Raw genomic sequence first — 13203 nt, 5'->3', positions numbered from 1 at the left:
CGCCGCGCCGTGGCAATGACAATCGTCGGATTTATTGAGCGCCGCATGCCAGCTCCGAGGACACCGTCGCCATGTACGCCGCCAGCGCCTCGCGATCCGCCGGCGGCATGGTCAGGCCAAGCTTCGAGCGTCGCCACAAAATGTCGTCCGGGAAACGCGCCCATTCGTGCTTCATGAGATAGCGCACTTCCGCGCCCGTCAGCTCAGGCCCAAACGCCGGGCCGAGATCGCCGCGATCCCTGGCCTCGCCAAGGATCGCCTTGACGTTCGACCCATAGGCGCCGACCAGGCGGCGGGCGTGGTCTTCGCTGAGAAACCGCCAGCGCGCGCGCACCTCATCGACCTCGTTCTCGAAGCGGTTCCAGGTAAAATCGCCGCCGGGCAGCGGCGCCGTCGCAGTCCAGCGCGGCGACATCGGATAAAACGGCGTCAGCCTGGAGACGGCCCTTTCGGCACGCAGCCGCGAGGTGGTGACGTCGCCGCCGAAGATCGTGATCAGCGGCGCCTTGCGGCGAGCGTGGTCAAAGCTCATCGCGCCATCCCACGCTGCCCGGTTGTTCGCGGGGTTCATCACCAGGTTGGCGCCGGAAACCGTCCGCACCACGTCGAACGGCTCGATCCGTTCGCGAAAATACCGGTTGGCGGCATCGCAAAGATAAGCCACGTCACTGGCCGCCATCGCGACAATGGCGGGATCACCCTTGAAGGCATCGCCAACGGTGCCGATCAGGGTGAAATCGCGCTCATAGGGGCTGGCGAAAATCAGCCGGCGGTCGCTGTTCTGGAATACGTAGACGTTGTCGGTGTCGAACAGGCGGCGGACGACGATCTGGCTCATCTGGATCGTGGCAAGCCTGGGTGGCGGCTGGCGCAGCACCGTCTCGGCGACGGTCGCGGTCCAGGCTCCGGTGGCGTTGACCAGCGCCCGCGCGGTCACGACCTGACGATGGCCGCGATCGATCGTCACCAGCCGCCAGGTCTCGCCCCGCTCGGCGCGGGTGCAGCGGGCGCCGGTGCGGATCGCAGCCCCCCGCGCCGCGGCATCGACGGCGGTCAACACCACCAGGCGGGAATCGTCGACGACGCAGTCGGAATATTCGAAGGCCGTTCCGAACGGCCGCTTCAGCGGATTGCCGACCGGATGGTGGGTGACGTCGACGGTGGCGGAGCGCGGCAACGGCGCGCGCGAGGCCAGCCGGTCATACAGCAACAGCCATGACCGCAGCTGCCAGGCCGGGCGTTCGTCAGTGTGGGCCGGGATGGCAAAGCGCATCGGGCGCACCAGATGTGGCGCGATCCGGAGCCAAATGTCGCGCTCGGCCAATGCCGCACGGACGCGAAGGAAGCGGCGCCGCTCCAGCCCCGCCAGATCGCCATGAACGAGCCGGGGCGAGGCCGAGGAGGCGCCCGCAGCGAGATCGCCCTGCTCCAGCAGGATCACGCGCAGGCCGCGCCCGGCGGCGTCGCGCGCGATGCCAACGCCGTTCAATCCGCCGCCGATGATCGCAAGATCGTAATCCGCCATGCAACGCTTACAGTCGAGAACCGAGTTGCACGACAACATAGCGTTTTCGCGCGAAGTGGATACCGGTTCGCATCGCAATCAAGTAGATCGCGTAGACTTATCTGCGGCAAAAACGCGTCAAACAAACGGGTAGAGCCTGCGCAGGCTCTAGCCGGTCTTGCGCGTGGACTCGATGCTGTTGATGACGTTGCGCCCGACCAGCGCGGCGTATTGCCCGATCGGCAGGGGTTTGCCGATGAAATAGCCCTGCACCGCGTCGCAGCCCTCTTCCGACAGGAAACCGAGCTGTTCCTGGGTTTCGACACCCTCGGCGACGATCGACATTTCGAGGCCGTGGCCGAGGTCGATGACGGCGCGCACGATCGCGGCCGATTGCGGATTGCGCCCGAGATGCATGACGAAGGCGCGGTCGATCTTGATCTTGTCGAACGGGAACGCCTGCAGGTAGCTCAGCGAGGAGTAGCCGCTGCCGAAATCGTCCATCGAGATGCGCACGCCGAGCGCCTTGAGCCGCCGCAGCAGCGCCAGGCCGCGATCGAAATCCTCGATCAGCACGCCTTCGGTGATTTCGAGCTCGAGCCGATCCGGCGCCAACCCGGTTTCGAGCAGGATCGAATGCACCAGACTGACCACATCGCCGTGCATGAACTGCGCCGGCGACAAATTGACCGCGATCTGCATCGGCACCGGCCAGGAGGCCGCCTCCCGGCAGGCTTCGCGCAGGATCCATTCGCCCATTTCGACGATCAGGCCGCTTTCTTCCGCCAGCGGAATGAAATCGCCTGGTGACACGAAGCCGCGTACCGGATGCATCCAGCGCGCCAGTGCCTCGAAGCCGATCACGTCGCTGGTGGCAACCGTCGGACCCGAAGTGGCCTGCGGCTGGTAGTACAGCGACAATTCGCCGTTCTTGATCGCGACCGAGAGGTCCTGATGCAGCACGCGGCGGTCGCGGATCTGCTGGTCCATCTCGGGCTCGAAGACGCTGATCGAGCCGCGCGATTTTGCTTTCGCCCGGAACAGCGCCGCGCCGGAATTGGCGAGCAGGGCTGCGGCGTCCGACCCGTTGTGCGGAAATACCGAGATGCCCGTGGTGGCACCGGCCCGAACCGGCTTGCCGTCGATCTGGAATTCCTTCGCCAGCGCGATCGCGACCTGCTCGGCCAGCGCGATGCCCGCGGAGGGCTGTTTGCCGTCGATGATCAACCCGAATTCGTCGCCGCCGAGCCGGGCCACCACGCCGCCGCGGGCGCAGTCCTGCAGGCGCTGGGCGACCTCGGTCAGCACCTTGTCGCCCATCGCGTGACCGAACACGTCGTTCACTTCCTTCAGCCCGTCGAGGTCGATGCAGAGCACCGCGAATTCCTCTTCGGTGCCCTCGCAGGCCTCGATCATCTGGGCCAGCGCCTGCAGGAAGGCGGCGCGGTTCGGCAGATCGGTCAGGCCGTCATGATAGGCCATGTGCGCCATCCGCGACTCGGTCTGGCGGCGGTCGGTGACGTCCTCATGGGTCTTGATCAGATATTGCGGCTCGCCGGCATCATCGAGCACCGTCATCCGGCGGGTCAGGAACAGCCGCAGCCCGTCCTTGGTCGAAATCGGGTGTTCCTCGGTCAGAAGACCGCGCTTCTTGATCGCCGCCTCGTCGCGCGCGATGATCAGCTTGGCTTCGCGCGGATTGAAGATATCGGCAGCCGTCAGTCCGGTGGCGTCCTCGCGACGGCGGTTGAGGATGGTTTCGGCGCTGCGGTTGGCGAGCAGGTATTTTCCGTCCGAGACGCGCTCGACGATCAGCGAGACCGGAATGTTGTCGACCACGAGTTCGAGGAACTTCTTGGTACTCTCCAGCTCGCGCGACAACGAGCGGCGGTCGGTGACGTCGTCGAACAGTGCGATCAGGAATTCGGGCTGGTTGTTCTCATCGCGCGCGATCACGCGGTTGGATGCGAGGACGCGCTTCTCGGAGCCGCGCTCGACTTCGAACTCAGTGCGGTGGTAGCCTTCCGGTGCCTTCAGCGCCGACTGGTCCGCGGTGTCGATCGTGCGTGCGGTTTCGGGTTGGAATATCTCGTCGGCGCGCTTGCCGACGATATGGTCGCGCGAGAAGCGCGAGAAACGCTCGAACGCGCGGTTGGCGAAAATATAGCGGCCGTCCTCGATGTTCTTGGCGGCGACGCAGACCGGAACGTTGTCGAGCACCGATTCCAGGAACTGCGTGGTCGACGCCAGCTTGCGCGAAAGTTTGCGCTGCTCCGTGCAATCCTCGTGGGTCGCGACCGACCCACCATTCGGCAGGCGGAAATACTTGACCAGCACCGATTTGCCGTTTGGCAGTTCGGTGATCAGGCCCTCCGCGGTGGAGGCCTGGGCATAGAATTCGTCGGCGCTGACGCCCAGTGCGCCGCGCTTGCGCCGCACTTCCAGCAGTTCCGGCCCGGTCATGTTGCGGGGAATGTCCGAGCGGACCAGGCCATAGATTTCGAGATAGCGGTCGTTGCTGAAGATGATGCGCTGACGGGCGTCGGTCATCACCACGCCCTGGCTGAGATTGTTCAGGGCTGAGCTGACGAACGCACTGCGCCGGAGTTGCGAGCGCTTGACCCGGCGCAGCGCCGACAGCACCCACAGCGCGGCCGCTACCAGAAACGATACGGCCACGATGCCGCCGATCAGCATCTCCCAGATCATGCTGGCGTCGAGCTCACCAAAATAGCCCGACGGCGCCAAGCTGCCGGAAACGGGCGGCGCGGCCCATGCCAATCCGCACGACGCAGCGGTGGCGAGCAGACACACGAGGGCCAGCGCCGGAACTGAATCCCTCCCGCCTGCCTGCCAATTCTTGCCAGCCATCATTCACCCGCGGATTTCCCGGTGGAGTGTCTGGCTTGACGGGTTTGGATCGGGTAAACGCCTACCCTTGCAACCGGAAAATGCGACTCAAATTGCGGCAATTGCCCTGACATGATTAATGCTTCACTAACAGGATCGGACCTCAGGGCATATGTCGAGACAATCCAACGGGTTGTTGGGGCTTACTTCTGAACGAAACGATAATAAAACAAGCGCGCGACGGGCGTGATCCCGCGCCAAATTTCCGGGCCTGAAGCGTACATGGACAAGGTTGATTGCGTCGTCATCGGAGCGGGAGTGATCGGGCTCGCGATCGCGCGGCGGCTCGCCCAGCAGGGCCGCGAAGTCATCGTGCTGGAGGCGGCCGAGGGCATCGGCACCATCACCTCATCGCGCAACAGCGAAGTGATCCACGCCGGTATCTATTACCGCGCCGGCAGCCTGATGGCGCAGATGTGCGTCAGTGGCAAACGGGCGCTCTACGAATATTGCCGCGACCACGGCATCCCGCATCGCAATTGCGGCAAGCTGATCGTCGCGACGACGCCTGCGGAAACCGAAAAACTGCAATCGATCCGCGCCCATGCCGAAGCCAATGGCGTCGACGACATGCAGCTTCTGACCGGCGAAGCGGCGCGTGCATTGGAGCCGGCACTCAATTGCGATGCGGCCCTGCTCTCGCCGTCGACCGGCATCATCGACAGCCACGCCTACATGCTGGCGCTGCGCGGCGATGCCGAGGAAGCTGGTGCCGCCTACGCGTTTTACACGCCGCTGCTGCGCGCCCGGGCAAACGCGGGCAGGATCGAAATCGAGACGGGCGGCGATGCGCCGATGGTTCTGGAATGCAACCTGCTGGTCAACGCGGCGGGATTGGGCGCGCCTTCGGTCGCGCGCAGCATCGAGGGCATGCCGATCGAGTTGATACCGCCGGCGTATCTCGCCAAGGGCAATTATTTCAGCTGCAGCGCGCGGGCGCCGTTTTCACGGCTGATCTATCCGGTGCCGGAGCCCGGCGGGCTTGGCGTGCACCTCACCCTCGACATGGCCGGACAGGCGCGCTTCGGTCCGGACGTGGAGTGGGTCGAAAGCATCGACTACGCCGTCGACCCGGCCCGTGCCGACAGGTTCTATCCCGCGATCCGGCGCTATTGGCCGACGCTGCCGGACGGGGCGCTGATGCCGAGCTATTCCGGAATCCGGCCCAAGATCGTGCCACCTGCGGTTGCCACGCAGGACTTCCTGATCCAGGGACCGCGCGCGCACGGCGTCACTGGACTGATCAACCTGTTCGGCATCGAATCGCCGGGACTGACGTCGTCCCTGGCGATCGCTGATCATGTTGGTGAACTGGCAGAGCAGTAAGCGATAAATACAAGATAATTTCGCAATACAACCTACACGGATGAGCGCAAAAGCGCCCATCCGACGGTGAATTACGTTTCGCTATTCTGCTGGAGACCGGTTTAGTGGACCGTATCGCTGGCGGTTTGCTTCAACCGCTCGATCTCGTCCTTGACCATCAACTTGCGGCGCTTCAACTCGACAATGTGGAGGTCGTCTGTGGAAAGGTGCACGAGCGCTTCGTGCAATTCGTTTTCGAGGATCTTGTGTTTACGTTCAAGTTCAACAAGATGCGCCTGTAGAGCCATACGAAATCTCCTCGGTGGGTGAAACCTCAGATTCGATCCGGACGAATGAGTGTACACCAGCCGCCGAATCTGTCGATGGCTATCCAGAATCGGGGCTCTCATTTTTTCGGATTTATCTGTAACCAATCGTGACTATGGAACCGGGTCGGCTTGCGGACCGGGCCCGCAGGGACGATATTTCGCTGGCGGCTTCGCAAGCCGTCTACAACCTCATCGTGCTTTTGCAGTTAGCGTACGCCATGACCGACGAAGATGAGCGCGAGCTCGTAAACGAGCTTGCCCGGCTGCAGCAGGAGCATCGCGATCTCGATGCGGCGATCGACGCGCTGCATCAGTCGCCGGCGCCGGATCTGCTGCGGCTGCAGCGGCTGAAGAAGCGCAAACTGCAATTGCGCGACCGCATCGCCTTCATCGAAGATCAGATCACGCCTGATATCATTGCCTGATCGCAGGCTGATCGCGCTGGCGCCGGATGCCGCGCAGGACAAGCCGCACCACGATGAACAGCCGCAACCTGGCTGCCGCCGATCGGCTCGCCCGGCAGGTGCGATTTTTTTTCGGAACGGTGCGGCTATAGCCGGAAGACCGCCCGCCTGCGCGCAAATCCCTTTTCCCCGACATCCACAAGCGCCGCGGTTGCGACGAACTTTCAGGGCCGCGATCGCGTCGCCGGCAGCCTTTGAGCGCGGGAAAATGAACTTTCGCGCACGCTCTTTGCTTGACTCCAATAGAACAAAAGAGGAACATATCTCCCTGCCGCCAGCAAAGGGAGTTCTGTCATGTCCGCACCACCGTCCCTGTCCGACAACAGCCGCTACGAGCAAGCCTGCGATCAGGCGATCGCGATGTGCGACGGCAATCTGCGCTCGACCATCAAGGCGCTGATCATGGCCAACGAATATCTGGAAGCCGAGCTGGAGGAATTGCAGGCGGCGATATCCGCCGGCTGCGTGCCGACCCAACCCTTGCGCACCAGCAGCACCGCTGCCTGAGCAGCAAAACCGGAGCGACGATGATGGCCGATGTCACCTATTACGTTGCATTGCCATTCCTGCAGGACGATGACGGCTCGCCGGTCGCTGGCGCTGCCGAGGAGTGCCAGAGTCCGACCACCGCGCTGCGCCGGGCCGAGATCCTGTCGCGAGCCCCCGGCAGCATCGGCGCAGTCGCGTTCAGCCGCAGTGGCGATCCGATGATCGGCGAATTCGGCGACGCGCAATTGCTGCGGAAGTTCGGCAACGTGCCGGAAGATTTGAGCGGGCTGTAGTCGTCACTGCGAACGTTCGCAGCAAGCATTCGCAGGGTGGGCAAAGGCACACTTGTGCGTGCCCACCAAATCAATTCACGAAGCAAGATGCGGAGCCTGTCATCGGGCGCGCATTCGCGCGACCCGTTGGCTTTTGCTCACCTGACGAATGCAGTTCACGCCTCATGCCGCCGCTGCGCCTTGCGGATGTACATCGCGCTGTCGGCCTCTTCCAGCGCGCGGCCCGATTCCGCGTGAGGACCGAGGATCGCGACGCCGGCGGAGGCGCCCGCAGTGACGGTGCGGCCACCAAACACAAAGGTGAGGCGATCAATCGTCCCCTCCAGCAACGCCGCCTTGGCCCTGGCATCGGTTTCGCTGAGATTCCACAACAGCAGCGCGAACTCGTCGCCGCCGAGCCGGCCGATCACGTCAGATGCGCGCACATGGGCCAGCAGCGTCTTCACAATGGCCTTGAGCACCTCGTCGCCGGCGGCATGACCGAAAGCGTCGTTGATCGGCTTCAGGCGATCGACGTCGAGCACGATCAGGGCGCCGCTCGCGTGGTAGCGCTTGATGAAGGCGATCGCGCGGTGCAATTCGCGCTCAAAACCGCGCCGGTTCGGAATATCCAGCAGGAAGTCGGTATCGGCCGAGGCCTGCAGTTCCTCGATTCGGGCCCGAGCCCGCGCCAATTGCGTCTTGAGCCGACGGATCGTCGATTTGGGGTCAACGGACGGAGCTGGGGGCGGGCTTGCCGACTTGCGGATCCCGCGCGGCGCGGCTTTTCGTCCTGCCGGGGCCGTTTTCGGGCGTTTTCCGGTTCCCGAAGCCGCTGCCCTGGTTTTCTTCTTCATGACCTTCCCTGTGCAGGCATGCGTATGAAGGCTTGCCCGGATTCACCAAGACAGGATAGTCCATTCCTAATCCCTTGCCATGCCTTGGATGACGCCCGGGCCGCCCCTATAATCGGCCTATGTTTCTGGATTCCCCAATAGAATTGACGAAATGACCGCACCGATCGCCATCATTATGGGAAGCCAGTCGGACTGGGAGACCATGCACCACGCCGCCGACACGCTGGCGGCGCTCGGGGTCGACTGCGAAAAACGCATTGTCTCGGCCCATCGCACCCCCGACCGGCTGTTTGCTTTCGCCAAGGGCGCCAAGGCGGCCGGCTTCAAGATCATTATCGCCGGTGCCGGGGGTGCGGCGCATCTGCCGGGCATGGCGGCGGCGCTGACCGAGCTTCCGGTGTTCGGCGTTCCCGTCGAATCCAAGGCGCTGTCCGGCCTCGATTCGCTCTATTCGATCGTGCAGATGCCCGCGGGCGTCCCCGTGGGCACCCTCGCGATCGGCAAGGCCGGCGCGATCAACGCCGCGCTGCTCGCCGCCAGCGTATTGGCGCTGCAGGATCCGGCGCTGGCGACGCGCCTGGCCGCCTGGCGCCAGCAACAGACCGATGCGGTCAAAGAACGGCCGGAGGGCTTGGCGTGACGGCTTCCAACAATGTGAAGCTGAAGCCCGGCGACACCATCGGAATTCTCGGCGGCGGGCAACTGGGGCGGATGCTGGCGATGGCTGCGGCGCGCCTCGGCCTCCGCTGCCAGGTGTTTTCGCCGGACCCGGATTCGCCGGCCTTTGACGTGGTGCTGAACGCCACCTGCGCGGAATATGCCGATGTCGAGGCGCTCGAACTGTTCGCCAACGACGTCAACGTCATCACCTATGAATTCGAGAATGTGCCGGCCGCCACCGCCATGGTGCTGGCGGCGCGCCGTCCGGTGCTGCCGGCCCAGAAGATCCTGGAGACCACGCAGGACCGGCTGGTCGAAAAGGATTTTGTGAAGCGCCTCGGTATCGGCACCGCCGACTATGCCGACGTCTCGTCGGTGGAAACCCTGCGGGCGGCGATCAAGAAGATCGGCCTGCCCGCCGTGATCAAGACCCGCCGCTTCGGCTATGACGGCAAGGGCCAGGCGATCATCCGCGACGGCGACGATCTCACCCGGGTCTGGGAAGACCTCGGCACCAAATCGGCGATCCTCGAGGCTTTCATTCCGTTCGAACGCGAGATCTCGGTGATCGCTGCGCGCTCGGTCGACGGCCAGGTCGAGAGTTTCGACGTCACTGAAAACGAGCACCGCGACCACATCCTGAAAATCTCGCGCGCGCCGGCGCAGATATCGGATGCGCTGGCGGCGCAGGCACGCGGCATCGCCGAGCAGATCGCAACCGCGCTGAACTATGTCGGCGTGCTCGCGGTCGAAATGTTCGTGGTAGCGGAAAATGGCGGGCCGAAAGTGCTGGTCAACGAGATCGCGCCGCGGGTGCATAATTCCGGACATTGGACGCTGGACGGCGCCTCGATCTCGCAGTTCGAGCAGCACATCCGCGCCATCGCCGGCTGGCCGCTCGGCAAACCGGTCCGTCATGGCGAGGTCACCATGACGAACCTGATTGGCGACGACATCCTCGGCTACGAGCAGTGGCTGACGGTTCCCGGCGCCACCGTTCACCTTTACGGCAAAGGCGCGCCGAAGCCGGGCCGCAAGATGGGTCACGTCACCGAAGTGTCGCCGCGCAAGAAATAGCGGCAAGCCCGCATCACGCGGGCTTGCGGCCCTCGACGACGCCGGAGGGCTCCTCGCTGAGCCAGCGGTAGATCACCCCGCCCAGCACGCCGCCGATCAGCGGCGCTACCCAGAACAGCCAGAGCTGCGCCAGCGCCCATCCGCCGACGAACAGCGCAGGCCCGGTGCTGCGCGCCGGATTCACCGAGGTGTTGGTGACGGGAATGCTGACGAGGTGGATCATGACGAGCGCCAATCCGATCGCCAGCGGTGCAAAGCCCGCCGGCGCCTTGCCATGGGTCGCGCCCATGATGATGAAGAGGAACATCATGGTCATCACAACCTCGGTGATGAAGCAGGCAACCATGCTGTACTTGCCGGGCGAATGCGCGTCGTAGCCATTCGACGCAAAACCCTTGGTGACGTCGAAACCGGCAGCGCCGCTTGCGATCACATAAAGCAGCGCCGCCGCCGCAACGGCGCCGATCACCTGCGCGATGATGTAGGGCGCGATTTGCCCGGTTGGAAAGCGCCCGCCGGCGGCAAGCCCCACCGTGACGGCCGGATTGAGATGGCAACCGGATACATGGCCGATCGCATAGGCCATGGTGACGACGCTCAGTCCGAACGCAAAGGACACCCCGACCAGTCCGATACCCACCTGCGGAAAGGCGGCGGCGATGACGGCGCTGCCGCATCCCGCAAATGTCAGCCAGAACGTACCGATGGCCTCGGCGGCATATTTCTTCGTATCCATGGTTGTCTCCCCAGATTGTTGTTGCCGGGTTGCTCAAAACGCCGGGAACGGCCTCGATCTGGGCACACAACTTCCCAAATCAGGGCCGAACAGCGACAGATTTGCCGCATTTCATGGCTTAACTTGGTCCGGCTTTTCGCTTCACAGGTGGACATCGCAGGTTTTGTCTGGTAAATGCCCGCCTTCAGGTTAAGGGCCAGGCCTTTCGCCAGCTCTTCGCTTTACCAGAATTCCTATCCGATCAATTGAAAGAGGATGCCGCGTGCAGGTTCTCGTCCGCGATAACAATGTCGATCAAGCCCTCAAGGCGCTGAAGAAGAAGATGCAGCGCGAGGGTATTTTCCGCGAGATGAAACTCCGCGGCCATTACGAAAAGCCCTCCGAGAAGAAGGCCCGTGAAAAGGCCGAAGCCGTGCGCCGCGCGCGCAAGCTGGCTCGCAAGAAGCTGCAGCGCGAAGGCCTGCTGCCGATGAAGCCGAAGCCGGTGTTCGGTGCTGGCCCCGGTGGCGACCGCGGTGGTCCCGGTGGCGGTCGTGGCGGCCCGGGTGCAGGTCCGCGCGGACCGCGCTGAACGACCGAGCAGATTTGAATTGGAAAGCGCGGGCCTTGGCCTGCGCTTTTTTCTTTGGGTTTTTCTTTGGTTTTTTGTTTGTCGGTCCCTGGGCCTGACGGGTTCGGTCCGCCGGTTGCGGCTATTTTGACCGATGCATTTTGCGGCGTGCCGGGCTACCTATGCGCCATGAACGCGCGAGCATTCCGCCATAAGGCCGTTCCGGCCTCCTGTTCGTTTTCTCGCGGCGTGCGCCATACGGCCGTACTTGTCGCGCTGCTGACGATACCGCTTGGCGGCTGCTCGTTCGATCTGGGATCGTGGGGTGCGGACAGCCCAAAGCCGCAGCCCGTGGCGCAAAAACCGACCGACAATATCAGCGCGCGTAGCGTCAGCGACTCGCAGGGCTATGCCACCCGCGGCCAGGTGCTCGCCAGGTCCGGCAAGAACGAAGAGGCGCTGGCGGAATTCGATCGCGCCCTCTCCCTCGATCCGTACAACGTCCAAGCGCTCTACGGCCGCGGGCTGATCTATCAAGGCGAGAAACAATACCAGCAGGCGATCGAGGATTTCACCGCCGCCAATGGCCTGACGCCGCAAAAGGTCGAACCGTTGCTCGGCCGCGCAACAAGCTATCTCGCGATAGACAAGGCCAAGGAAGCGGCCGCCGACCTGGATGAAGCGGTGCAGGCCGATCCCAACAGCGCACCGGCCTGGTCAGCCCGCGGGCAGGCCTATGAGCGGCTTGGCGACAAGGCCAAGGCGGCCGCCTCTTATGGCCGCGCCATCGCAATCCGCCCCAAGGACGAAGCCGCACGCAGCGGCCTGGCCCGCACCGGCGGGTAGCGCCGTTTTCCAGCGAAGCATGCCCCGCCATCCCTCGGACTTGATCGCGGGTGGCTACCGGTTGCGCCAGAAGCAAAATCGCGAAAACAACCCCATGCAAAGTAGAAGCCCCGGTCGCGGCCTGCGTCCGGGGGCACGAGAAGACACGATGTTATGGATTATTTCGGCAGGACGGCGTGAAACACCGACTTCGCCGCCGACAGCACGTCCTCGGCAACCGAGGTCCGCTCGCGCCCGGACGGCTCCGCCATATCGGCCCGCAAATCGAGCGGACGCGACACCGGAATTTCGGCCGGCGGCGTCGGACGGCGCGGATCGACAGACGCATTGGCTGCGTAAGGCGGCCTGCCCTGATCGAAGGTCTCTCCTCCTGAAGGCGTCGAGAACGAGATCGGCGGCGGCAGCGGGCGAAGCGCCGGCGCGGTTGCGACCCGCGGCATTTCGCTTCGTGGCGTCTCGATCCGCGGGGCCTCGATCCGCGGAGTCTCGACTCGCTGAGCTTCGGGGGCGCGCACCACTTCGGGTGCACGCGGCGGACCATCATTGTTGACCCGCAGACGCTCGATCGCAGCGCGCGCGAGGTCGTTGGCGTCGCGGCGGTCATCCGGCACAACGGCGGTTTCGACCGGCGGCGCGGCAACTGGCGGCGCGGCGGCGACGGCCGGCGCCACGGGCTGCACCGGAGACGGCAGCACGACCCTGATCTTTTCCTTCTCGCGTTCGCGCGGCGCGGCGCGGGCGGCGCGCGGCTCGGCCGGAACGCTCGCGGTCTCGGCAGGCGCGTCGGCGGGCTTCGTGTCAGCTTTTACATCCGCCTTCATATCCGCTTTGGCTTCAACCTTCTCCACCACCGCCGGCCGTTCGGCCGCGGTCTTCTCGAGGAGGGCTTTTTCGGAAATCCCCTTGGCCCTGACGCCCGCCGTCGGCGGGTTGCCGGTTTCCGCGGCCTTGGTGTCCTGGGTCTTGGCTGCAGCTTTGGGGTCGGCAGCCGATACGGCGGCGGCGACAGGGGCGTCCGTGCCCGGCCTGGTGACGATGTAATGATTGACGATGTAAGCCCCGATGACGGTCGCTGCCACCGAAGGCAGGATGTCGATCGTGAATTTCGAAATATACTTCTTCAGCATGCCGGCCACTCCCCGCGGCAAGTTTGATGCTGGAACTTCTGGGCATATTGAGGGATCAACTAAGACGGATCGGTGGC

At 64.1% G+C, this 13203-nt stretch carries 14 protein-coding genes; 8 read left to right on the top strand and 6 right to left on the bottom strand.

Annotated elements, in window-relative coordinates:
• Window positions 1–31: 31 nt before the first annotated feature.
• Both JQ558_RS04955 and JQ558_RS04950 read right to left on the bottom strand, forming a co-directional pair.
• Window positions 32–1525 carry a glycerol-3-phosphate dehydrogenase gene (locus JQ558_RS04955; RefSeq protein ID WP_212293050.1) on the bottom strand — a complete coding sequence of 498 codons (1494 nt, stop codon included), beginning with the start codon at window positions 1523–1525 and terminating at the stop codon, window positions 32–34.
• A gap of 147 nt (window positions 1526–1672) precedes the next feature.
• Complete coding sequence (locus JQ558_RS04950) at window positions 1673–4375, bottom strand: EAL domain-containing protein (RefSeq protein WP_212293049.1); 2703 nt, start codon at window positions 4373–4375, stop codon at window positions 1673–1675.
• A gap of 261 nt (window positions 4376–4636) precedes the next feature.
• On the opposite strand from JQ558_RS04950, the gene JQ558_RS04945 reads away from it, so the two are divergent.
• Window positions 4637–5740, top strand: a complete 1104-nt coding sequence (locus tag JQ558_RS04945; RefSeq protein ID WP_212293048.1) for an NAD(P)/FAD-dependent oxidoreductase — start codon at window positions 4637–4639, stop codon at window positions 5738–5740.
• Window positions 5741–5841: 101 nt separating this feature from the next.
• On the opposite strand, the gene JQ558_RS04940 is transcribed toward JQ558_RS04945, so the two are convergent.
• Window positions 5842–6027 carry a YdcH family protein gene (locus tag JQ558_RS04940; protein ID WP_192736781.1) on the bottom strand — a complete coding sequence of 62 codons (186 nt, stop codon included), beginning with the start codon at window positions 6025–6027 and terminating at the stop codon, window positions 5842–5844.
• A gap of 239 nt (window positions 6028–6266) precedes the next feature.
• On the opposite strand from JQ558_RS04940, the gene JQ558_RS04935 reads away from it, so the two are divergent.
• The 3 genes from JQ558_RS04935 to JQ558_RS04925 all read left to right on the top strand — a co-directional run bounded on the left by JQ558_RS04935 (window position 6267) and on the right by JQ558_RS04925 (window position 7294).
• Window positions 6267–6473, top strand: a complete 207-nt coding sequence (locus JQ558_RS04935; RefSeq protein ID WP_192736782.1) for a YdcH family protein — start codon at window positions 6267–6269, stop codon at window positions 6471–6473.
• Window positions 6474–6806: 333 nt separating this feature from the next.
• The gene (locus tag JQ558_RS04930) at window positions 6807–7019 is read left to right on the top strand and encodes a hypothetical protein (protein WP_212207661.1); all 213 of its coding nucleotides are present in this window, start codon (window positions 6807–6809) and stop codon (window positions 7017–7019) included.
• A 23-nt stretch (window positions 7020–7042) separates the two neighbouring features.
• The gene (locus JQ558_RS04925; RefSeq protein ID WP_212032854.1) at window positions 7043–7294 is read left to right on the top strand and encodes a hypothetical protein; all 252 of its coding nucleotides are present in this window, start codon (window positions 7043–7045) and stop codon (window positions 7292–7294) included.
• Window positions 7295–7449: 155 nt separating this feature from the next.
• Here the strand turns inward: JQ558_RS04925 and JQ558_RS04920 are convergent, their stop codons facing one another.
• Window positions 7450–8130 (bottom strand): GGDEF domain-containing protein, encoded by a 681-nt coding sequence (locus JQ558_RS04920; RefSeq protein WP_212275049.1) that lies wholly within the window; start codon window positions 8128–8130, stop codon window positions 7450–7452.
• 151 nt (window positions 8131–8281) lie between these two features.
• Between JQ558_RS04920 and purE the strand changes: the two genes are divergently transcribed.
• Together purE and JQ558_RS04910 are read left to right on the top strand one after the other, a co-directional pair.
• Window positions 8282–8770, top strand: a complete 489-nt coding sequence (gene purE / locus JQ558_RS04915) for a 5-(carboxyamino)imidazole ribonucleotide mutase (RefSeq protein WP_212293047.1) — start codon at window positions 8282–8284, stop codon at window positions 8768–8770.
• Complete coding sequence (locus JQ558_RS04910) at window positions 8767–9867, top strand: 5-(carboxyamino)imidazole ribonucleotide synthase (protein ID WP_192736786.1); 1101 nt, start codon at window positions 8767–8769, stop codon at window positions 9865–9867. Before purE ends, JQ558_RS04910 begins: the two co-directional genes overlap by 4 nt.
• A gap of 13 nt (window positions 9868–9880) precedes the next feature.
• Here the strand turns inward: JQ558_RS04910 and aqpZ are convergent, their stop codons facing one another.
• Complete coding sequence (gene aqpZ / locus JQ558_RS04905; protein WP_212207658.1) at window positions 9881–10603, bottom strand: aquaporin Z; 723 nt, start codon at window positions 10601–10603, stop codon at window positions 9881–9883.
• A gap of 262 nt (window positions 10604–10865) precedes the next feature.
• Between aqpZ and rpsU the strand changes: the two genes are divergently transcribed.
• Together rpsU and JQ558_RS04895 are read left to right on the top strand one after the other, a co-directional pair.
• On the top strand, window positions 10866–11174 hold the full coding sequence (gene rpsU, locus JQ558_RS04900; RefSeq protein ID WP_192736788.1) for a 30S ribosomal protein S21: 309 nt from the start codon (window positions 10866–10868) through the stop codon (window positions 11172–11174).
• A gap of 168 nt (window positions 11175–11342) precedes the next feature.
• Window positions 11343–11999 carry a tetratricopeptide repeat protein gene (locus tag JQ558_RS04895; RefSeq protein ID WP_212293046.1) on the top strand — a complete coding sequence of 219 codons (657 nt, stop codon included), beginning with the start codon at window positions 11343–11345 and terminating at the stop codon, window positions 11997–11999.
• A gap of 158 nt (window positions 12000–12157) precedes the next feature.
• Here the strand turns inward: JQ558_RS04895 and JQ558_RS04890 are convergent, their stop codons facing one another.
• The gene (locus JQ558_RS04890) at window positions 12158–13126 is read right to left on the bottom strand and encodes a hypothetical protein (RefSeq protein WP_312014959.1); all 969 of its coding nucleotides are present in this window, start codon (window positions 13124–13126) and stop codon (window positions 12158–12160) included.
• Between the last annotated feature and the right edge of the window lie 77 nt (window positions 13127–13203).

Source organism: Bradyrhizobium sp. AUGA SZCCT0160 (assembly GCF_018130105.1).
Taxonomy (GTDB): Bacteria; Pseudomonadota; Alphaproteobacteria; order Rhizobiales; family Xanthobacteraceae; genus Bradyrhizobium.
This window is presented reverse-complemented; position numbering and strand designations above follow the sequence as displayed.

Coding starts and splice junctions, on each gene's coding strand:
- purE (WP_212293047.1), top strand. CDS start 8,282: ATGACCGCACCGATCGCCATCATTATGGGAAGCCAGTCGGACTGGGAG.
- JQ558_RS04950 (WP_212293049.1), bottom strand. CDS start 4,375: ATGGCTGGCAAGAATTGGCAGGCAGGCGGGAGGGATTCAGTTCCGGCG.
- JQ558_RS04955 (WP_212293050.1), bottom strand. CDS start 1,525: ATGGCGGATTACGATCTTGCGATCATCGGCGGCGGATTGAACGGCGTT.
- JQ558_RS04935 (WP_192736782.1), top strand. CDS start 6,267: ATGACCGACGAAGATGAGCGCGAGCTCGTAAACGAGCTTGCCCGGCTG.
- JQ558_RS04920 (WP_212275049.1), bottom strand. CDS start 8,130: ATGAAGAAGAAAACCAGGGCAGCGGCTTCGGGAACCGGAAAACGCCCG.
- JQ558_RS04930 (WP_212207661.1), top strand. CDS start 6,807: ATGTCCGCACCACCGTCCCTGTCCGACAACAGCCGCTACGAGCAAGCC.
- JQ558_RS04945 (WP_212293048.1), top strand. CDS start 4,637: ATGGACAAGGTTGATTGCGTCGTCATCGGAGCGGGAGTGATCGGGCTC.
- JQ558_RS04940 (WP_192736781.1), bottom strand. CDS start 6,027: ATGGCTCTACAGGCGCATCTTGTTGAACTTGAACGTAAACACAAGATC.
- JQ558_RS04895 (WP_212293046.1), top strand. CDS start 11,343: ATGAACGCGCGAGCATTCCGCCATAAGGCCGTTCCGGCCTCCTGTTCG.
- JQ558_RS04925 (WP_212032854.1), top strand. CDS start 7,043: ATGGCCGATGTCACCTATTACGTTGCATTGCCATTCCTGCAGGACGAT.
- JQ558_RS04890 (WP_312014959.1), bottom strand. CDS start 13,126: ATGCTGAAGAAGTATATTTCGAAATTCACGATCGACATCCTGCCTTCG.
- aqpZ (WP_212207658.1), bottom strand. CDS start 10,603: ATGGATACGAAGAAATATGCCGCCGAGGCCATCGGTACGTTCTGGCTG.